The sequence below is a fragment of the Neobacillus sp. DFD-2R genome (assembly GCF_057747865.1).
This window is the reverse complement of the sequence record NZ_CM173228.1, coordinates 4474901-4493783: the sequence shown is the minus strand read 5'-3', so window position 1 is coordinate 4493783 and position 18883 is coordinate 4474901. Positions and strand designations below refer to the sequence as shown.

Below are 18883 nucleotides of genomic sequence, written 5' to 3'. Positions count from 1 at the left end.
TTGTCACTAAAGTGTTATATTCATCACAGAATTAGAGCCCTTACTATGATAATTTAAAAATGTTTAAGCATCAAATAATAATTGGGGTGAGAGAAAAATGGCAGAGTATTCAGTCGTTCTTACAATCGGAAGTTTTTTAATCCTTTCTTATTATATTGGATATATGATTGCTAAAGCATAAACTGCAGACAAATGTTTGCAGTTTTTTTTGTATAAAAACGTAGTTTTAGCTAATGGCCGTATAATCATTAGTTAAATATAGGTTAAATGGGAATATATATTGGAGTAAAGCAAAATTGGAAGGTGGGCTAGTTAGTGAATTATAGAATTGAAAAGGACACCCTTGGTGAGGTCAAGGTACCGGCAGATAAATATTGGGGTGCACAGACACAAAGGAGCAAGGAAAATTTCAAAATAGGGACCGAGAAAATGCCGATAGAGGTTGTTTATGCGTTAGCCTTTATCAAAAAGGCAGCAGCAATTGTCAATCATCAATTGGGGAAATTATCTAAAACAAAAATGGAAGTAATAAAAAAAGTTTGTGACGATATTCTTCAAGGGCATTTTGACGGGCATTTTCCATTAGCGGTATGGCAAACGGGAAGCGGGACGCAATCCAATATGAATGTTAATGAGGTCATTGCCAATCGGGCCAACGAAGCGTTAAAAACTGGAGAAGGTGGAGAAAGAGTTCATCCCAATGATGATGTGAATATGTCTCAAAGCTCCAATGATACCTTCCCAACTGCAATGCATATTGCAGCATATATAAAAATAATTGAACACCTTATTCCTTCTATCCAAGAGCTAAAAAGGACACTACTGGATAAGGAAAAGGTATTTATGGGAATCGTAAAAATTGGCAGGACTCACCTGCAGGATGCCACTCCCTTAACCTTAGGACAGGAAATAAGTGGATGGCGGACAATGCTTGAAAAAGCAGAGAAAATGGTTGGTGATGCAGCTAAAAATCTATTAGACCTAGCCATTGGAGGAACTGCAGTGGGAACAGGAATTAATGCACATCCTGAATTTGGAGACAAAGTGGCACAACAACTAGAAAAGCTAACAGGGTATCCATTTCGCTCTTCTGAAAATAAATTTCATGCCCTAACAAGTCATGATGAAATCGTATATGTTCATGGATCATTAAAAGCATTGGCAGCAGATTTAATGAAAATTGCCAATGATGTACGCTGGCTTGCAAGCGGGCCGCGAAGCGGAATCGGTGAGATCAATATACCTGCTAATGAACCGGGGAGCTCAATAATGCCTGGAAAGGTGAATCCAACACAAAGTGAAGCATTAACAATGGTTGTATGCCAAGTTTTTGGAAATGACACGACTATAGGATTTGCAGCAAGCCAGGGAAATTTTGAGTTAAATGTTTTTAAACCGGTGATTATCTATAATCTAATCCAATCCGTCACGCTTCTTTCTGAAAGCATTGATTCATTTAATGCTCATTGTGCGAAAGGTATCGAAGCTAACAAGGAAGTAATAAAAGGGCATGTGGAACGTTCATTGATGTTGGTAACTGCCTTAAATCCTCATATTGGTTATGAAAAAGCAGCTGAAATTGCAAAACTTGCTTTTAAGGAAAATATAACATTAAAAGAGGCTGCTGAAAAAACAGGTTATGTAACGCCAAAACAGTTCGAAGAATGGATCCAACCTGAAAACATGGTTTAATTAAGGCTATTTTCGCATAGATTGTTGTTTTTCGTATAAGTGTATCAACCCGTATAATTAGAAGCTTTGCAAAAATTGCCTAGAAACTTAGTAAATGAACTTTATTAAGCTTCAAAAGCAACAAAGTTTCCGAAAAGAGCCTTAATTAAATAAAAGCCCCTTACCAAAAGGAAGGGGCTAAGCCATATTATTTATTTGTAAAAATGGGATGTCTCAAAAATTAACGAGAAAATCCGCCGCCGCCAAGTTGTGATTCTGCCATTGCAACAAGACGTTTTGTAATTTCTCCTCCGACAGAGCCGTTGGCACGTGAAGTAGTGTCTCCACCAAGTTGTACACCAAATTCTGAAGCAATTTCATACTTCATTTGATCCAATGCTTGTTGAACGCCTGGTACTAAAAGTTGATTAGAGTTGTTGTTACTAGCCATAGTTGAATAACACTCCTCTTAATAAGTTTGGGGTCAGTATGGAATTGAACCATAATGGAATTACCATTACCACCTTGGCCTAACCCATATTATCAATGTTACCTTTGATAAATTATTAATAATTGGAGATTGTCTATTTTCTTCTTTGCGGTAGGACTCCTAGAACAGCATCGGCTATTTACCTGTTGTGGTATAACCCTTTTGGATAATTGCTGATTGTATTTTCTATTATGTTTAAAATTGAAGGGCTTATTCGCAAAAGAAACCGGTAATTTATTCCATTACATATGACATCTAAAGTAACACAAACTAAACTATACAATAAATATAAAGGGTGAAAAGCTATGCCGATATGCCCGGTATGTAATGGACTTAGGGAAGTATATTTAATATGTACTAACTGTGGGGATCCTATGATTGAGAGTGGCAGACTAATGGACTTTTATGATGATTATAGTCCCTATATGGAAATCGACTTAATGAAATTGGAGGATGGCTATCCGGAAACAAATTCCGGACATAAGTGCCCTCATTTATACCGTTGTCCCTTGTGTCAAAAAGAAGAAGTAATATTCATAATAGAATGAGACTGACACTTCAGTATCAGCCTCATTCTAACTATTTATTTTTTAATTTAAGGACGGATTCTTGATTCAGTATCAATATCAAAGAAATGTGCTTTATTTAAATCGAATGCTAAATCTACGGTATCCCCGGGTTTTACATTTGCACGTGAATCTAGTCGGGCTACGAAATCTTGGCCGCCAAGTGTTGAGTAGACCATTAATTCTGCACCGGTTAACTCTGCAACATCAATCTTAGCAGCAATTTTCGTACCAACAGAAGCCTCGATGAAAACAGGTTCATCATGAATATCTTCCGGGCGCACACCTAGGATAATTGACTTGCCAACATAGCCCTGCTCACGAAGGAATTTCATTTTACCTTCCGGAACAGAAATGGAATTTTTACCGATAACAAATTTACCATCTTCGAGCTTACCATTAAAGAAGTTCATGGCAGGAGAACCAATAAAGCCGCCAACAAAAACATTTTCCGGCTTTTCATAAACTTCTTTCGGTGAACCAACTTGTTGAATAACCCCATCTTTCATAACAACTAAGCGCGTTGCCATAGTCATTGCCTCTGTTTGGTCATGTGTAACATAGATTGTAGTTGTATCTAAACGGCGATGGAGCTTGGCAATTTCTGCACGCATTGCTACACGAAGCTTAGCATCCAGGTTTGATAAAGGTTCATCCATTAAGAAAACTTTTGCGTCACGGACAATCGCTCGTCCTAATGCCACACGTTGGCGCTGACCGCCTGAAAGTGCTTTTGGTTTACGGGTTAAATAGGCTTCTAAACCAAGAATTTTTGCTGCTTCCTGTACACGGCGGTCAATTTCATCTTTTGGAAATTTCCGAAGTTTAAGGCCAAATGCCATGTTATCATAAACTGTCATATGTGGATATAGGGCATAGTTTTGGAAAACCATTGCAATATCACGATCTTTAGGAGCTACATCGTTAACTCTTTTCCCATCGATTAAAAAGTCACCTTTAGAGATTTCTTCAAGTCCTGCAATCATACGTAATGTTGTTGATTTTCCACATCCGGATGGTCCAACAAATACGATAAATTCCTTATCCTCAATATGTAGATTGAAGTCTTGAACTGCTGTTACTTTATTATCATAAATCTTATAAATATGATCTAATTTTAATTCAGCCATTTGTAAAACCTCCCTGTTTATTGTTAAGTACAGTTTACATGGAAAGGCTTACAATCTATATAGACATGTTGCACAAAGTTTTAATATTACTTTTAGGCATATTGTTATTTCTTCTTTTCCTGCTCAAATAGTATACATGCTAAAAAAACAGTAAATGCTCCATAAAAATCCTTTAATTGAATACCCGTTTTCTCGACAAATTTATCAATTCGATATTGTAGTGTATTTCGATGAATGAATAACTTTTTTGCTGTCATACTTGCATTTAAATTGTTTTCAAGAAAAACCTTAATGGTTGAAAACATTTCAGGATCATCCAAAAACGCTTCATTAAGCTCCTGTTTTACCTTGTGTTTTAATTCCTCTTGTAGATAATAAGTCAAATAGGCGGGAAAAACGCGCTCAAATGAAAAAATAATCGTATGTCCAAGATTTTTTTCCCCGAAGCTAAAGTATTCTTTCTCTTGATAATAATACGTAGGGAGATTATGGGAAAGTGGATACACCTTTCCGATGTAAAAGGAGATTTTTATAAAAAAATCACTTTCTACTGTTTCTGACAAAGCGAATAAGTCTTTTTCTGATAGTGATATTAGCTTTTTCTCTTCAATAATTACTCCTCTATTCCCATTTTCCCAAATGATGATTACTTCATCTGTAAAAAAGCCTTTTAAAGCAGACTCAATTTCATTTTGGTTAATCCCATTTCCATTAATATGGAACTGAATCATTCGGAAATAGACTTCAGTATTAGTGGTGGGAACAGAACCCTTTAAATATAAAAATTCATACCAGCTTTGTGATCCCGATGTGAAGGATAAATCAAAATCGACTAATTCGTAAAGTCTTTTAAGTAGGTTTAGTTCACTCTCGCTAATTTCTTTTTTGGGTATTCCAATCCATTCATTTTGAGACTCATCAAAAAAGATATAAAATTGCTCATAGGAATTGTCGGGTTGCGTTGGAAACATAATTGAATTTTCATATATGGATAATAATTTTCTAAGCATCATTAAATTCCCCGTTATTATAATAAAGTTCGAAGTTTGCTTCTATTATATCAATTTTCAGTTGGTTTACATCCCATAACACTTAAAAATGAGAAAGGCTGAACCGAGGATAAGGATTAACGGTTCAGCCGGGAATTAATAGTTACCTTAAGGACATTCATATGGAGGTTCTTCTTCAACAAGATCACGGGCTTCTTCAATATTGACGGAATCATGACGGGAATGAACACTTCCACCTGACATACCTTCATTAATCATTCGATCAATATCCATATAAGCCCTGTCTCTACCCTCGTAGACTGAACCAATACTCGTTAGATTTTCTTTTTTATCTTCCATGACAATCAATCCCTTTCCCATTTTCTATATTTAGTTTGTGGAAAGGTTAATTTTTCATGCAACAAGGAAGTTATTCTCTAAGAAAATAATATTATTCGTAGACATGATAAAGCATTAGCTCATGAATCTGGCTTGTTAACGCATCAATGTCTTCTTGTTCAGGAGTATTTGCAGTCCATTCAATTTTTCCGGTTTGGTGATAAATTCCGGAAAATCTTTTCTTTTTATAGTAAAAAGAAAAATTCCAGCCGGGAATATTTTTATTAGAATATAATGGCTTAATCTGAAAGTGCAGCAATATTTTGAACATCCCCTTTAGCGTACATGTTATTTGTATACTTTTAGAATACCTTGTTTAGGGAATGATTTAAATTGAAATTTTCTGTTAGTTTTAGAAATTTGATAACTGCAAAAAGAGGCGGCATAGCCGGGCAATTTTTCTTTCTTCAATTTCCTTTTCATCAAAGCTCATTGGTTTAGAATTCACCTCAAAAATATAGTAGTGGCCTGAATGGCTAACCCCGGCATCAATCGAGAATTCGCCAAAATAGCCAAAATGCTCAGACAAAGCTTTTCCGGTATGAAAGACAACGGTTTTAATGAACTGATCATGTGCTTCAGTTTGGAGAATCTGATAGGGAAGAAGCTGGCCGCCTGCCGGAATATGTGTCGTTATCTCTTGCTCCTGTGATTGCCTGATTCCGACACCGGTTACACTATAGCCTTCATTTTCAGCATGTGCTAAAATTCGAAAATCAAATCGATTTCCGTCATAATGGGCTGATTTGATTTCTTCCTGTGCTAAGTAGTTTATCTCTTGGAGAACCTTTTCCCACTTCTCCCAAAAATGATAAAACGTTTGATAAATTTCACTTGTATTTATTCCTTCGAGTTTAACCTGCAAATTTTTACCTAATTTCATTCGGAATATCCCTTTTCCTTTAGCGGATTGAGCAGGTTTTAAGTAGATGCTTTTATGATTCCTTAAAAATTGAGAAAGTTCTATTTTTTGATTAGCTAAGATTGTTTTTGGTAAATAATCCTTTAGTACAGTGTGTTTTTTCATTAAACAGTAGAGGTCATATTTATCAATAAAACTCGGGTTAAAAAAAGGGATATTTTTTTCTTTTAATATAGAAAAAATTTTTTGGCAATATACATCTTGTTCTGATTTTCGAAATGGAATCCGGTTATAAACAAGGTCAGGAAAAGGGAACTTGATCTTTATCCACGAATTTTTCTCCGGCAGGAATGTAAATCCATCAATAAACTCATTACCGACCCCTTCTGGAGAAAAGATAAAGCTTATTCCATTATGTGATATAAGTTTCTTTTGCAGCTCTATAAAAAGGGTACCGTTTCCTGCCATTGAACCATTCGGTTTACGGACGGTCAAAATTCCGATGATTGGACCAATATGGTTATTCTTTAACTGCACTTCAAAGTTTGTGTGTTCATCTCCGGCTTCTGCCGCCTGAGCAATAACCTTTTTTTCAGACCCCATCGTGATCCCTGTTTCTAAACCGGTTTGATACCATTTTTCAAATTTGCTGTCATAGTATATTTTCATTTGTATAATTCCTCTGGATGTAAGAGGGATTGTTCTGTAAGAAAAACAGCAAAAGCAATCGATAATTTCCTGGTTAATAAGTCAAAGTCTTTTAGCTCAGGATGGCTGAATATTGACCTTCCCGGTTTGGAATTTGCTTCAAAAAGCCAAACATCTCCGTTTTTGTCGATACCTAGATCAAAACCTATCTCACCAATAATCCCTTCTATATTTCGTTCCAAAGCTTTGCTTAAAAGAAGTGCTGCTGTTGTTAGTTTTTCTGTGTACAAAACACTTAGTTCTTTAGGGAAAATTTCTTCAAGCGTTTTAATATCACCACCGCTTCGCAAATGGGTGGTGACACTTCCAATCCCTGCTATTTTTGCGGCGATTGCCGTTACATGCCAATCTCCTAAATCATCTTTATTCGTATGAATTCGGAAATCCACGGCACGAGTCTTGTTTCGGAGCAAATGTATTCCTTGCTGTATCACCATTTTTTCGAGATTTTGATGAGCAAAAATTGATTTAAATAAGCCTTCAAGGCTTGGAAATTTTCGCAGCCGATTAACGAAGTCTTCATCTTGGTATCGGCAGTAATATTCGTCTTGAACTTTATCATATATTATTTGATGAACGCCAAGACCAAGGCTGCCGTTTTTCGGTTTCACATAGACGTGCCCGTAATTAGAAAGCATTGTTTCAATTAAAGCAAAGGAGGTAAACGGAAAGGTTTCCGGAAGATAGCCTGCCACAGATGAATCCTGCTGAAGTCTTTCGTAAATATCGAGTTTATTAAAAAAGCCCGGGTTGTACCAAGGAATAAGATAATCATTTTGCAAGCGGTCTCTCACTTTTTTTAGTTTCGGGTTTCTTTCACTTTTACGATTAGGCAATCGGTCATAAATAACATTTGGAAATGGGATCTCAATTGTTTTCCAGTTGTCGTCATGATAAAAATAACCATTTATCGTACCTTTTTCCCAATCAATATGCTGCTCACCAAAAACAAAAGGCAAGGCACCTACAGTTTTTTTAACAGAAAGCAGCTTTGAAAAAAAGAGAGAGCGTTCGCCGATTGGGCGCAGTGGAAAGGGGGTGAATCCGGCTGTAAAAATACCAACAAGCGGTCCAATAAAGAGTATTTGATTTTCGATAAATAAATGCAATGGGATATCAAAGTTAGGAAATTGAATAGCATCTTGAATGCCTTTACTAATGACAATTCGATCATCTTTTTCCGGGTGGGGGAGAAAGTTGACTTCGATTGATTTTGAACCGAATGCAATTCGCTTTAATGATTTTTCTTTTATTATCGTAGGAGGACAAAAAACAACCTGTTGGTCATTTGGAGAAACCTCAATGAGATAGCGTTTTCTCATAATAACGCTTCCTTTCTTTAATATCAGACTGGGAAATGTATTTCCCATAAAGAAGAGGGGCATGATAAAGCGTTTCTATTATGTCTGGTTGAGTATGCAATAAGACCTTTCTACCAGGCTTTGAATTCACATCAAGAATCCAAATGGAGCCGTTTTTCGCTATTCCAATATCAACGCCAAGCTCGAATAAGGGCATAAATTTATTCTCTAGTAAATTCGGTAGATTAGTAATAATGTATTCCAATTCATTGCAAATATAATCATATTTTGTTGATGAAAGTATCTGAGACCAGGAAGCAAAATCGATTACTGACCCACCGGCACTTAAATTCGAAAGGAGTCCGCCGGTATTTCCTTTTCGAATTCCTCTACCGCGCTCTACCCAGGATCCTTGTTCATTTTTTTGAAGGAGTATTCTAATATCAAAGGGCTGTAATTCATCATTGGATAATTCAAGATAAGGTTGAAGCAAATACTTATGCTGCTTAATTAGTGTTTGTAACCATTGGATGAGTTTTGCTTCATTTGGAAAAATACGTGAAATGATATTCTTCTGTTTTTCTGTTTTAACATGATACGTTTTTTCATTTTTCTTAACGTAATAGATTCCGTATCCTTGAGAGCCGTTTATCGGTTTTAAAATGAGTTTATTTTTTGTTTTTAATTCCTTTAGCACGATACCGCAATTAGATACAGGCTGTGATGGTGGCAGGTAGGCGGCTAAAATTGAATTCTTTAGTGCATCATATAATTCGAGTTTATTAGGTAAACCATAGCCTAAAAAAGTTATATCATTTCTGCTTTTGAGCCATGAGACAATAGGGATACATTGTTTTGAATGTTCATCATCACCATAAAAGCAACGGTCATAAATGATACCGGGAATTGTGAATTCACCATCGACCCATCGAAGCCCTATCGGGTCAAATCTTTTCCCTTTCACTTGAAGTGAATGTGGATCTATCCGGGAGGGAATGAAGTGAAAACATTCCATCCCGCAGGATTGTGCCAACTTGGCAATTTCATCAATATAGGAGCTTTCGCTATCTATACGTAAAGTCATAATTCCAAATGTAATCAATTATAATTCCTCCTTTTTAAACTTTGATTACTGTCTGGCTACGGTACCCGGAGACGAATGTACATCGCTAAACGGACGCTCGCGCTTATCTTAATTAAATGTCAGTGCTGTGCAAAATTCGATAATGGCCTTTGCAGAAGGCCGTATTTTTCCGAGTCCCTCCTCGAAGTTCTTGGAGGGTTTCGAGTTTACTTCAATAAGCCAAAGCTTTCCATCTTGATCAACCCCAATATCAATTCCAAGTTCCCCTGTAATTCCGGGTGAATGCTTGCTTATGATGGAAGCCGTTTTGATTGACAGTTCCTTCATTCCTGCAAGAACCTCTAACGCTTTCTTTTTATTCATATAGGTGGATAATACATGCAAGGGCTTAAGTAATTTCCCTCCTCTTGCAATATTGGACACGAATTCCTGCTCTGCTGAAATTCGTGCTACAATTGATGTAACTTCCCACAGATTGAATTGATTTTTGTGACATAACACTCTAAAATCCATTGCACACATTTCTGCTGTAACCAATGGAATACCTTGTTGAATAATATAAATGCTATTTTTAATGAAAGGATGTATTTGCAGATAAATTTCCTTTAAGGAATAGTGCTTTTCAACCTGACCTGTTTTGGTTTTAAATGTGGTTTGATAGGTATAGTGAAGATCATCTTCCTTTACTATTTTAAAAATGTTTCTTCCTTGACTTCCGTGAACCGGCTTAATAAAAACTGTCTTATATTTTTGAGCAACTTCATATAGGTTTTCCTCAGAAAAGAGTCTCGTCTCAGGAATAAATGAAAGTGGGTAATCTTCTTGGATTAATTGTTCATACACTTCCCATTTGGACAAAAATCGGTTATTAAAAATTGGAATTTTTGATTGATCCAGTTTTTTACGAAAGTTTTTAAACTGATTATTCTGTTCAAGTCTTCGTGAGTGGATACGATTGTAAACTACATCCGGCAGAGGAACCACTGCGGGAATCCACTTTCCATTTTTAAAATAATATCCCTGGATCGAAAATTCATGATAAGCAAATACATAGAAGAAACCTCCTTTATCGGAAATTCCTTGATGAAGCTCGCAGCAAAAGCTATGGACAGAACGGAAGTGCGGTTCTTCTTTTTCATTTGTATGAAAGTCCGTTAATAAGCCAATAACCGGACCAAGATAAAGTGTTTGATTTTCAGGACTAAAGCTCGCTTGAAACTTATATGTTTGAATAGGGAGACAAAACTCTTTTAATATATTCTCAGGAAAATGGATTTCTCCGTTGACCATTTCTACTGTTTGTACCTGGAGTTGAATGCTTTTTTTACCTATAGATATTTTTATATCCCTGTCTATTTCTAACTGAAATTGCTCAATTAATTGATTGGACATTTGTATTAGAGAGTCGTTTCTATTATCTGGTTTTCTAGGAACAATCGTTATGGTTGTTAAAGAAACGGACATATTCACTCCTCATTTGCTATCAATGATTGTTCTATATATGGGCATAAGCTGATATAGTATCGTATGTGAGAGCAATATGGATGGTGATTTTTATGTGAAATGGAAAGGGAAAAATGAAAATTCACTTATAAGCAAGCAATCTGCCAATTAAGGTTTAGTGAACATTCTCGCAATTAGGCGCATAGTTTGTTATAGTGGTTAAGAATTGTTTATCTAAAAAAGGAGTGGACTTGATGGCAATTAATTTATATGATACCGCTTATGCATTAGAAAAAGCGATCCGTCAAAGTGATGAGTATACACAATTAAAGCAAATGTATAATGAAGTAAACGCTGATCCTACAGCCAAAAAAATGTTTGATCAATTTCGCCAAATACAAATGAACTTGCAGCAAAAGCAAATGATGGGTCAAGAAATTACCCCGGCAGAGGTTCAGCAGGCTCAAAGTACTGTGGAAATTGTTCAGAAGAATGAAAAAATTTCCCGTCTTATGCAAGCAGAACAGCGAATGAGTATGATTATCGGAGAATTAAATCAGTTAATTATGAAACCTTTGGAAGAGCTTTACGGAAAAATGTAACATAAAGATTGCTTTCGGTCGAATGGACCGGAGGCATTTTTTATTTATAAAAGAGAATCCTATTGATCCTTGAGTATTGTCTAGCTGCAGCGCCTAGGGGCTAGTGTACTTCGCTCTTCTCCCTACGATAAGTCAACATCGGATCGCTCCGCTCTCCGTGTTTTCTTTATCTCAGTCGAAGCGCTCCAGTCATGTCGTGCGCTAAACGGGGCTCTTGCGCTTTTCTTATTCCGGTTCTACAAATGGGTGAAAAATCATAAAAGTAATATAAGGGTAATTTCACCAAGAACAGGGGGCAACATAATGATTTATCGCTTGCTTGCGTTAAATATTGATGGAACGCTGCTTCAATCAAATGGTAAGATCCATAAGTCAACAAAGGAAGCTATTGAATACGTGGGGCAAAAAGGGATTTTTATTACGCTTATTACCTCAAGAAGTTTTCCCTCAGCCAAAAAGGTGGCTAGGGCTTTAAAAATAAAAGCACCAATAATTACCCATCAAGGAGCTTTTATCTCAAGTGCTCAAGAGAAACCAATTTATGTGAAACGAATTGCCGAGGATATTACCTATGATACGGTCCGATTTTTAGAAGCACTGCCATGTCAAATTCGTCTCGTTCATGAGAACTTTTCGTTAGCGAATAAGTTTAAGCCGGGGTCTAATTTGTTGGCAAAAACTGTCTTTACTTCGGGAGATCCTGTTTTTTATTCCCAGCAATTTGTTCCGACTCTTAGTGAATATTTACATGACCAGCCTGTTACCCCGCCGAAAATTGAAGTATATTTTGAAGAGAAAAAAGACCTTGAGGATGCTAAGAAAGCTCTAGGTAAGATGTATGGGGAGATTGAGATAATTGAGTTGGATCGATTACGATTGGATATCGTACCTGCCGGTGTTTCAAAGCTTAACGGACTAACTTACCTTGGGAACCAACTTGGAATCAACAGAAAAGAAATGGTGGTAATTGGTGATGGGTTGGACGATATTCCAGTGATAGAAGCAGTAGGGCTGGGGGTTGCAATGTGGAATGCCAGCTTCGAAGTCAAAAGAGCAGCGGATTGGATTACCCGATCTGAAAATGAGAATGGCGTTGCTTATATGGTAAAAGAACATTTCAGAAAGCAGCAGCCGATTGAGTTTTTACGAAAAATGAATATTATAAAGAAATGAAACTTGTAGATATCATGGGTAGAAGCCTATGATATCTTTTTTAAATGTAATGTATTTCCACTGTATTGACCTTGAATTAACGTTTTTGTACACTTAAGGGAGTTTACTTTTGAAAGGTGATACGTTTGAGAATTTCTATTAAAGGGTTAGAGGATGAAAGATTTAAACGGCCTCTTCAGTTGATTGCCAATTTATTTTTTGAAGAATCGCAGATTTCGCTTGCCAAAATGGAGGAAAGTGATGTACAGATCCTTTTTACCTTTGAAGAGAAGGAAAATATATCTGTTTCAGCAAAGTTGAAGGACCGAATTGGAAAAGTCTTTATATCAAATTACCAAAAAGAGATGTTACCATATGATTCGGAAAAAGAACGATTTAAGCAAGTAAAAAATGCAGTAGCCCATGTTTATCTAACTGTTTTACAGGAATGGACAGGGATAGTACAAAAATGGGGTATTTTAACAGGAGTCAGACCTACTAAACTGCTTCATCGTAAAGTACAGGAAGGTATTTCTTTAAAACTTGCCCATCAGCAATTAAAGGATGACTACTTAATTACAGACGAAAAAATAGAGTTGATGCAGCAAATTGTTGAGCGTCAGCTTACGGTTGTTCCTGATTTATATTCGCTTCAAAAAGAAGTAAGTATTTATATTGGAATACCTTTTTGCCCAACTAAGTGCGCCTACTGTACCTTCCCGGCTTATGCCATTAATGGACGTCAAGGTTCTGTGGATTCATTTTTAGGCGGACTTCATTTTGAAATGAGAAAAATTGGTGAGTGGTTGAAAGAAAAGGGAGTAAAGATTACTACTGTTTACTTTGGCGGCGGTACACCAACAAGTATTACAGCAGGTGAAATGGATATGCTTTATGAAGAGATGTATACATCATTTCCCGACGTTCGGAATATTCGTGAAATCACCGTTGAAGCGGGTCGCCCCGATACTATTACGCCGGAGAAATTAGACGTGTTGAAAAAATGGAATATTGACAGGATTAGTATTAATCCGCAATCCTATACGCAAGAAACATTAAAAGCAATTGGCCGGCACCATACAGTTGATGAAACCATAGATAAATATCATTTGGCCCGTGAAATGGGGATGAATAATATCAATATGGATTTAATTATCGGCTTGCCGGGTGAAGGTATACCGGAATTTACGCATTCTCTGGCGGAAACAGAAAAGCTTATGCCGGAATCCCTAACTGTCCATACTTTATCGTTCAAACGGGCTTCAGAAATGACAAAGAATAAAGAAAAGTACAAGGTTGCTGAACGCGACGAAGTTGAAAAAATGATGGAGCTTGCACAAGAGTGGACAAAAGAACATGGGTATGTACCGTATTACTTATACCGACAAAAGAACATTCTTGGCAATCTTGAAAATGTCGGTTACGCAGTTCCTAATCAAGAAAGCATTTACAACATTATGATTATGGAAGAACAACAAACAATAATCGGGCTTGGCTGTGGTGCCGCAAGCAAGTTTATCGAACCTGAAACAGGGAAAATCACTCATTTTGCTAATCCAAAGGATCCGAAAACTTATAATGATAGCTATAAAGCATATACAGAAGATAAAATAAAAATTCTAGACGAATTATTCTCTTAAAAAGGCAAGAATTTTCCTGCTTAAATCCGGCAGGAGAATTCTTGCCTTTTTAGATCTAATCATAGATCTATATTAAGATAATATAAAAGCCGGTAAATCCTTTTTGTTATAGTGAAAATTCGTTATATTAAGAAAATTGGTTTTTATTCCCCTAATATCCATATATAATGGTATTGAGTAAAATTATAGGGGGCGTTTTCGGTGTCGATAAATTTTGTTACTGACAAAGTGAATTTAAGAGTAGTCGGAAGAGTTGCAACTGTGGAACTGAATAGGCCGGAAGCTTTAAACTCAATGGATCAAGAATTGATAAAGGGTCTTGCGTGTAAGCTTAAAGAAATTAGCGATTCTGATGAGATTGATATTGTAGTGTTAAAAGGTAAAGGGAGAGCCTTTTCAGCAGGTGGAGATATTAAAACCATGCTTTCCAATACCGCTAGTGATGATTTTTTTCCGATTATGGACTGCATTAGTGAACTGATCGTGACTATTTATAGTATTCCGAAACTGACCATTAGCGCAGTTTCAGGTGCGGCAGCAGGTTTGGGATTTAGTTTAGCTCTGGCAACCGATTATATCATTGCCGACAAATCCAGCAAATTAGCCATGAATTTTATTGGAATAGGCTTAATTCCAGATGGGGGAGCGCATTTCTTTTTGGAGAAAAGGTTAGGCGAGACAAAGGCAAAGCAGGTTATTTGGGATGGAAAAATGATGGATGCTAATGAAGCATTCCGATTAGGCTTGATCCAAGAAGTAGCAGACGGGTTCCTTCAGGAAACACTCGATGCCAGAATTGCCGATTGGTTAAGCCGTCCTGTCCAAGCAATGATAAAAACAAAAAAGATATTAGCAGAAAAGAATCGGCCGCAGCTGCTAAAAATATTAGAATTAGAAAAATACGGACAAAGCAAAATGCGGGAAACGATTGACCATCATGAAGGAATTAGAGCATTTCTTGAGAAAAGGTCACCGAACTTTATTGGTAGATAAAAAAAACAAAGAAGCATAGCTTCTTTGTTTTTTAATAGCAAATTAAGAATGAAATAGTAGCAGCTTGCCGCTTGGAGACGTAAAACGATGTGTTTTATCTATTAAGTTTTTTTCAGATAATAGTTTCTCAGCTAATTCTTTAGCGGCATCATCATGATCAGCCTGAATTGTTTCGTCCAGAATCTTTTCACCATTAGGCTCAAATGCGGTTAATTTATAGTTTTTCATTATTAATTCACCTCTTTTTTTGAATATTGCTACTATTATTTTTGCATAATTGCTTCATTTATGCAAAAAAAATATTGAAACTAATATATTTAAGAGACGTACTAAATAATTAAAGGAGGAATGGAAATGGTTCTTAGGCTTGAGCATGTCACCAAGCGTTTTGGACAGTATACGGCGGTTGAGGATTTGTCCTTGGTAATTCCCGAAAAAGAAATGTTTGGTTTTTTAGGGGCAAATGGCGCAGGAAAAACGACTACATTCAGGATGATATTAGGTCTGCTTGACCCGAGCGGGGGGGAAATTACCTGGGATGAACGTCCGATCGATTATTCAACGAGCCACTTGGTCGGCTATCTTCCTGAGGAAAGAGGCTTGTACCCTAAATTAAAGGTAAATGATCAAATCGTTTATTTGGCAAGATTAAGAGGAATGCCAAAGAGCGAGGCGTTATCAGAATTAAAATTTTGGCTGAAGCAATTTAAAATTCCGGAGTATGAGAGTAAGAAAGTTGAAGAATTATCAAAAGGAAACCAACAGAAAATCCAATTTATTGCAGCGGTCATACATAAGCCAAAATTATTAATACTTGATGAGCCATTTAGCGGACTTGACCCGGTTAATGTTGAACTATTAAAGGAATCAGTCTTATCCTTGAAAGAGAATGGAGCAACCATTGTTTTTTCGAGTCACCGGATGGAGCATGTCGAGGAGATGTGTGAACATCTTTGTATATTGCACAAAGGCAGGCCGGTAGTACACGGGTCGTTAAAAGAAATAAAACGGACATTTGCTAAAAAAAATCTTGTGATCCATGCTGATTTTTCCTTAGATTCATTAAAGAATTATCCCGGAGTAGTAAAAACCAAAACAACAATGGAGGGAATGCACCTGCAGATTAAAGGCGAGAAAGTGGCAGAACAAATTCTTAATGAAATTGTGAGTAAAGGCTTTATCCGTAAATTTGCCCTTGAGGAACCTTCTTTAAATGATATTTTTATCGAGAAAGTAGGTAATTCATATGAATAGTTTCCGGATTATATTATTCCACACCTATTTAAACAAGTTTAAAACAAAATCCTTTCTTATTACGACTCTATTGACTGTAGTAATCATGTTAGCTTTTACTAACATTAATAGGATCATTGATATTTTTGATAAAAACGGAGGAAAAGACAAAGTTGCCGTTCTCGATGAAACAGGCCGGCTTTACGAGCCGCTTAAGAAACAACTTGGAACAGTGAATAAAGAAATGAAGCTCACTCTATTTAAGGGAAGTGAACAGAATGCCGAAAAAGCAGTTAAAAATGGTGACTATAAAGGGTATATCCAATTAAGTTTCAGTGAGGAGAATCTCCCGGTTGCTAAATATAAAGCAATGAGTATTGCTGATTCAAGTGTATATTCTGATCTGCAAACTTCACTCCAGCAAATTAAAACAATGCTTGCTGCTTCTCAGATTAATCTAACGCCTGCACAGCTGAAAAAGCTTTATGAACCCGTTTCTTTTGAAAAAATGGCGCTTGAGAAGAATGCGAAAACTGAAGAACAATTAAATCAAGCACGGGGACTTGTATACGTGCTTCTATTTATCATTTATTTTGCTGTAATTATGTATGCAAATATGATAGCAATGGAAGTAGCGACAGAAAAGTCATCCAGGGTAATGGAAATATTAATTTCCAGTGTTTCACCCATAAAACAGATGTTTGCAAAAATATTAGGAATTGGACTATTAAGTCTTACGCAGCTTGCTGTATTGTTATCAGTAGGTTATTCATCGATTAAACATAATATGGAATCCTTAAAAGGTGGATTTTTTGATGCTTTTGGATTTAGCAGTATTCCGCTGGGAACCATAGTCTATGCTGTGATTTTCTTCATATTGGGGTATTTTCTTTATGCAACGCTTGCAGCATTTTTAGGATCATTAGTCAGCAGGATTGAAGATGTTCAGCAGATGATTACACCGATGACGATGCTGGTGGTTGGTGGATTTATGATTGCCATGTTTGGTCTAAACAAGCCGGATTCACCATTTATTACGGTTACCTCTTACATTCCATTCTTTACACCGATGATTATGTTTTTACGGGTTGGTATGTTGAACATTCCTGTCTGGGAATCTTTAATAGGAATCGGCATACTTATTGGAACGATAATAATCCTGGCTATATTTGGTGCCCGAGTTTATAAAGGCGGAGTTTTAATGTATGGAAAATCAAATTCCTATAAAGATATTAAAAAAGCTTTGCAATTAACAAAGAATGAATAATGGTAATAAGGAGCTTTTGCTAATGGCAAGACTCCTTTTTTATTTCTTTTTTATCGGAACGTGCATTCGCTTTTTGAAGGTGCTAAAATGAAGGAAAAGACGTGAAAGGAATTTTTTATGAAACAGATAACATTTATTCACGCAGCAGATTTACATTTGGACTCCCCTATGGTCGGATTGAGGCATTTGCCTCCAAACATTTATTCAAAAGTAAGGGAAAGCACCTTTACGGCATTAAAAAAGATAACAGAAACTGCGATCAAAAACCGTGTCAATTTTGTTATTTTAGCAGGTGATTTATTTGATGGGGAAGACCGTAGTTTAAGGGCACAATCACGGTTTCGTACGGAAATGCTCAAGTTGTCGGAAAAGGGAATTCCCGTTTATGTTGTTCACGGAAATCACGATCACTTAAACGGAAAGTGGGTTAACTTGAAAATGCCTCCGAATGTTCACATATTTACTAGTGAGGTAGAAACTAAACAGGTAAAAACAAAAAACGGTGAAATGATACATCTTTACGGTTTTAGTTATCCCGATCGGCATGTTTTTGAGAAGAAAATTGAAGATTATAAGAAAAAAAAGGGCGCTGATTTTCATATTGGTATTCTTCATGGTAATGAGGGAGGGGGGCATGAACACGATAACTATGCACCCTTTTCAGTTCAGGACTTATATGAAAAACAATTTGATTATTGGGCATTAGGGCACATCCATAAAAAGGCGATACTTTCTGAAACCCCGCCAATTGTATATCCGGGGAATATTCAAGGGCGAAATAAGAAGGAAATTGGGGTAAAAGGCTGTTACCATGTGACATTAACAGAATTAGAAGCAAAAATAGTTTTTATTGAAACTTCAGAGGTTGTTTGGGAAGAGGCAACTGTCGATGCCTCAACTGCACGCAATTTTCATGATTTATTTCAATTATGCCAAAATAAAATAAATAGTTTTCGAAATGTCAATAATGGAACCCTACTTACACTTTATTTGGAAAATATAGAATTGGACGATGATCGGGAAAAAAGAACTCTTGATGGAGAACTTTTAGAATTGCTTTTAGATGGGGAAAAGGACGAAGAATCGTTTGTTTGGATAGTCGATTTGATTGTCTCTGAAAGTTTGCACCTGGACAAAGAACAATTAAAAACGGAAGCAAATTTTTATGCGGAGCTTTTTGAAATTACAGAACAATATAGTGATATTGGCGAAACTTTAGCTCCTTTATATGAGCATCATTTAGGGAGGAAATATTTATCCCAATTATCCGGCTCTGAACAAAAAGAACTCATTCAAAATGCTGAGAAGCTGTTAATCAAATTACTGTATCAATAACAGGAAGGGGATCTTTTA

Annotated in this window: 19 protein-coding genes; 9 read left to right on the top strand and 10 right to left on the bottom strand. The window is 36.5% G+C overall.

Annotated elements, in window-relative coordinates:
• Window positions 1-315: 315 nt before the first annotated feature.
• The gene (fumC, locus tag AC3ANV_RS22500) at window positions 316-1692 is read left to right on the top strand and encodes a class II fumarate hydratase (protein WP_488310878.1); all 1377 of its coding nucleotides are present in this window, start codon (window positions 316-318) and stop codon (window positions 1690-1692) included.
• 220 nt (window positions 1693-1912) lie between these two features.
• Here the strand turns inward: fumC and AC3ANV_RS22495 are convergent, their stop codons facing one another.
• Window positions 1913-2122 (bottom strand): alpha/beta-type small acid-soluble spore protein, encoded by a 210-nt coding sequence (locus AC3ANV_RS22495; RefSeq protein WP_488310877.1) that lies wholly within the window; start codon window positions 2120-2122, stop codon window positions 1913-1915.
• 344 nt (window positions 2123-2466) lie between these two features.
• On the opposite strand from AC3ANV_RS22495, the gene AC3ANV_RS22490 reads away from it, so the two are divergent.
• Complete coding sequence (locus tag AC3ANV_RS22490; protein WP_488310876.1) at window positions 2467-2709, top strand: hypothetical protein; 243 nt, start codon at window positions 2467-2469, stop codon at window positions 2707-2709.
• A gap of 47 nt (window positions 2710-2756) precedes the next feature.
• Here the strand turns inward: AC3ANV_RS22490 and AC3ANV_RS22485 are convergent, their stop codons facing one another.
• The 8 genes from AC3ANV_RS22485 to AC3ANV_RS22450 form a co-directional block, all read right to left on the bottom strand.
• Complete coding sequence (locus AC3ANV_RS22485) at window positions 2757-3857, bottom strand: ABC transporter ATP-binding protein (protein ID WP_488310875.1); 1101 nt, start codon at window positions 3855-3857, stop codon at window positions 2757-2759.
• Between the two features lie 104 nt (window positions 3858-3961).
• Window positions 3962-4870 (bottom strand): PucR family transcriptional regulator, encoded by a 909-nt coding sequence (locus tag AC3ANV_RS22480; RefSeq protein WP_488310874.1) that lies wholly within the window; start codon window positions 4868-4870, stop codon window positions 3962-3964.
• Between the two features lie 144 nt (window positions 4871-5014).
• Window positions 5015-5206 (bottom strand): hypothetical protein, encoded by a 192-nt coding sequence (locus AC3ANV_RS22475; protein WP_488310873.1) that lies wholly within the window; start codon window positions 5204-5206, stop codon window positions 5015-5017.
• Window positions 5207-5297: 91 nt separating this feature from the next.
• Window positions 5298-5507, bottom strand: coding sequence for a YheE family protein (locus AC3ANV_RS22470; protein ID WP_488314305.1), 210 nt, complete (start codon window positions 5505-5507; stop codon window positions 5298-5300).
• A 90-nt stretch (window positions 5508-5597) separates the two neighbouring features.
• The gene (locus tag AC3ANV_RS22465) at window positions 5598-6776 is read right to left on the bottom strand and encodes a YheC/YheD family endospore coat-associated protein (RefSeq protein ID WP_488310872.1); all 1179 of its coding nucleotides are present in this window, start codon (window positions 6774-6776) and stop codon (window positions 5598-5600) included.
• A complete protein-coding gene (locus tag AC3ANV_RS22460) occupies window positions 6773-8137 on the bottom strand; it encodes a YheC/YheD family endospore coat-associated protein (RefSeq protein WP_488310871.1) in 1365 nt (454 codons plus the stop codon). Before AC3ANV_RS22460 ends, AC3ANV_RS22465 begins: the two co-directional genes overlap by 4 nt.
• Window positions 8115-9218 carry a YheC/YheD family endospore coat-associated protein gene (locus AC3ANV_RS22455; RefSeq protein WP_488310870.1) on the bottom strand — a complete coding sequence of 368 codons (1104 nt, stop codon included), beginning with the start codon at window positions 9216-9218 and terminating at the stop codon, window positions 8115-8117. The genes AC3ANV_RS22460 and AC3ANV_RS22455 overlap by 23 nt, the downstream gene beginning before the upstream one ends.
• A gap of 90 nt (window positions 9219-9308) precedes the next feature.
• The gene (locus AC3ANV_RS22450; RefSeq protein ID WP_488310869.1) at window positions 9309-10664 is read right to left on the bottom strand and encodes a YheC/YheD family endospore coat-associated protein; all 1356 of its coding nucleotides are present in this window, start codon (window positions 10662-10664) and stop codon (window positions 9309-9311) included.
• 233 nt (window positions 10665-10897) lie between these two features.
• Here AC3ANV_RS22450 and AC3ANV_RS22445 point away from each other — a divergent pair, with 233 nt between their 5' ends.
• The 4 genes from AC3ANV_RS22445 (at window position 10898) to AC3ANV_RS22430 (ending at window position 15030) form a co-directional block, all read left to right on the top strand.
• Complete coding sequence (locus AC3ANV_RS22445) at window positions 10898-11245, top strand: YlbF/YmcA family competence regulator (RefSeq protein ID WP_488310868.1); 348 nt, start codon at window positions 10898-10900, stop codon at window positions 11243-11245.
• Between the two features lie 303 nt (window positions 11246-11548).
• Window positions 11549-12418, top strand: coding sequence for a Cof-type HAD-IIB family hydrolase (locus AC3ANV_RS22440; RefSeq protein WP_488310867.1), 870 nt, complete (start codon window positions 11549-11551; stop codon window positions 12416-12418).
• A 125-nt stretch (window positions 12419-12543) separates the two neighbouring features.
• A complete protein-coding gene (locus AC3ANV_RS22435) occupies window positions 12544-14037 on the top strand; it encodes a coproporphyrinogen III oxidase (RefSeq protein ID WP_488310866.1) in 1494 nt (497 codons plus the stop codon).
• A gap of 201 nt (window positions 14038-14238) precedes the next feature.
• Entirely contained in the window at window positions 14239-15030 is a 792-nt protein-coding gene (locus AC3ANV_RS22430) for an enoyl-CoA hydratase (RefSeq protein ID WP_488310865.1), read from the top strand.
• Between the two features lie 42 nt (window positions 15031-15072).
• On the opposite strand, the gene AC3ANV_RS22425 is transcribed toward AC3ANV_RS22430, so the two are convergent.
• Window positions 15073-15258 carry a YhzD family protein gene (locus tag AC3ANV_RS22425; RefSeq protein WP_488310864.1) on the bottom strand — a complete coding sequence of 62 codons (186 nt, stop codon included), beginning with the start codon at window positions 15256-15258 and terminating at the stop codon, window positions 15073-15075.
• Window positions 15259-15384: 126 nt separating this feature from the next.
• Between AC3ANV_RS22425 and AC3ANV_RS22420 the strand changes: the two genes are divergently transcribed.
• The 3 genes from AC3ANV_RS22420 to AC3ANV_RS22410 all read left to right on the top strand — a co-directional run bounded on the left by AC3ANV_RS22420 (window position 15385) and on the right by AC3ANV_RS22410 (window position 18865).
• Window positions 15385-16284: an ABC transporter ATP-binding protein gene (locus AC3ANV_RS22420; protein WP_488310863.1), complete on the top strand. Its 900-nt coding sequence runs from the start codon at window positions 15385-15387 to the stop codon at window positions 16282-16284.
• On the top strand, window positions 16277-17530 hold the full coding sequence (locus AC3ANV_RS22415; RefSeq protein ID WP_488310862.1) for an ABC transporter permease: 1254 nt from the start codon (window positions 16277-16279) through the stop codon (window positions 17528-17530). Before AC3ANV_RS22420 ends, AC3ANV_RS22415 begins: the two co-directional genes overlap by 8 nt.
• Before the next feature lie 117 nt (window positions 17531-17647).
• Window positions 17648-18865 carry a metallophosphoesterase family protein gene (locus tag AC3ANV_RS22410; RefSeq protein ID WP_488310861.1) on the top strand — a complete coding sequence of 406 codons (1218 nt, stop codon included), beginning with the start codon at window positions 17648-17650 and terminating at the stop codon, window positions 18863-18865.
• Window positions 18866-18883: the final 18 nt, after the last annotated feature.

What these genes read in the sequence shown, in the direction of transcription:
- AC3ANV_RS22420 (WP_488310863.1), top strand. Translation starts at nt 15,385, where the DNA reads ATGGTTCTTAGGCTTGAGCATGTCACCAAGCGTTTTGGACAGTATACG.
- AC3ANV_RS22480 (WP_488310874.1), bottom strand. Translation starts at nt 4,870, where the DNA reads ATGATGCTTAGAAAATTATTATCCATATATGAAAATTCAATTATGTTT.
- AC3ANV_RS22425 (WP_488310864.1), bottom strand. Translation starts at nt 15,258, where the DNA reads ATGAAAAACTATAAATTAACCGCATTTGAGCCTAATGGTGAAAAGATT.
- AC3ANV_RS22460 (WP_488310871.1), bottom strand. Translation starts at nt 8,137, where the DNA reads ATGAGAAAACGCTATCTCATTGAGGTTTCTCCAAATGACCAACAGGTT.
- AC3ANV_RS22485 (WP_488310875.1), bottom strand. Translation starts at nt 3,857, where the DNA reads ATGGCTGAATTAAAATTAGATCATATTTATAAGATTTATGATAATAAA.
- AC3ANV_RS22475 (WP_488310873.1), bottom strand. Translation starts at nt 5,206, where the DNA reads ATGGAAGATAAAAAAGAAAATCTAACGAGTATTGGTTCAGTCTACGAG.
- AC3ANV_RS22440 (WP_488310867.1), top strand. Translation starts at nt 11,549, where the DNA reads ATGATTTATCGCTTGCTTGCGTTAAATATTGATGGAACGCTGCTTCAA.
- AC3ANV_RS22445 (WP_488310868.1), top strand. Translation starts at nt 10,898, where the DNA reads ATGGCAATTAATTTATATGATACCGCTTATGCATTAGAAAAAGCGATC.
- AC3ANV_RS22410 (WP_488310861.1), top strand. Translation starts at nt 17,648, where the DNA reads ATGAAACAGATAACATTTATTCACGCAGCAGATTTACATTTGGACTCC.
- AC3ANV_RS22465 (WP_488310872.1), bottom strand. Translation starts at nt 6,776, where the DNA reads ATGAAAATATACTATGACAGCAAATTTGAAAAATGGTATCAAACCGGT.
- AC3ANV_RS22450 (WP_488310869.1), bottom strand. Translation starts at nt 10,664, where the DNA reads ATGTCCGTTTCTTTAACAACCATAACGATTGTTCCTAGAAAACCAGAT.
- AC3ANV_RS22415 (WP_488310862.1), top strand. Translation starts at nt 16,277, where the DNA reads ATGAATAGTTTCCGGATTATATTATTCCACACCTATTTAAACAAGTTT.
- AC3ANV_RS22490 (WP_488310876.1), top strand. Translation starts at nt 2,467, where the DNA reads ATGCCGATATGCCCGGTATGTAATGGACTTAGGGAAGTATATTTAATA.
- AC3ANV_RS22495 (WP_488310877.1), bottom strand. Translation starts at nt 2,122, where the DNA reads ATGGCTAGTAACAACAACTCTAATCAACTTTTAGTACCAGGCGTTCAA.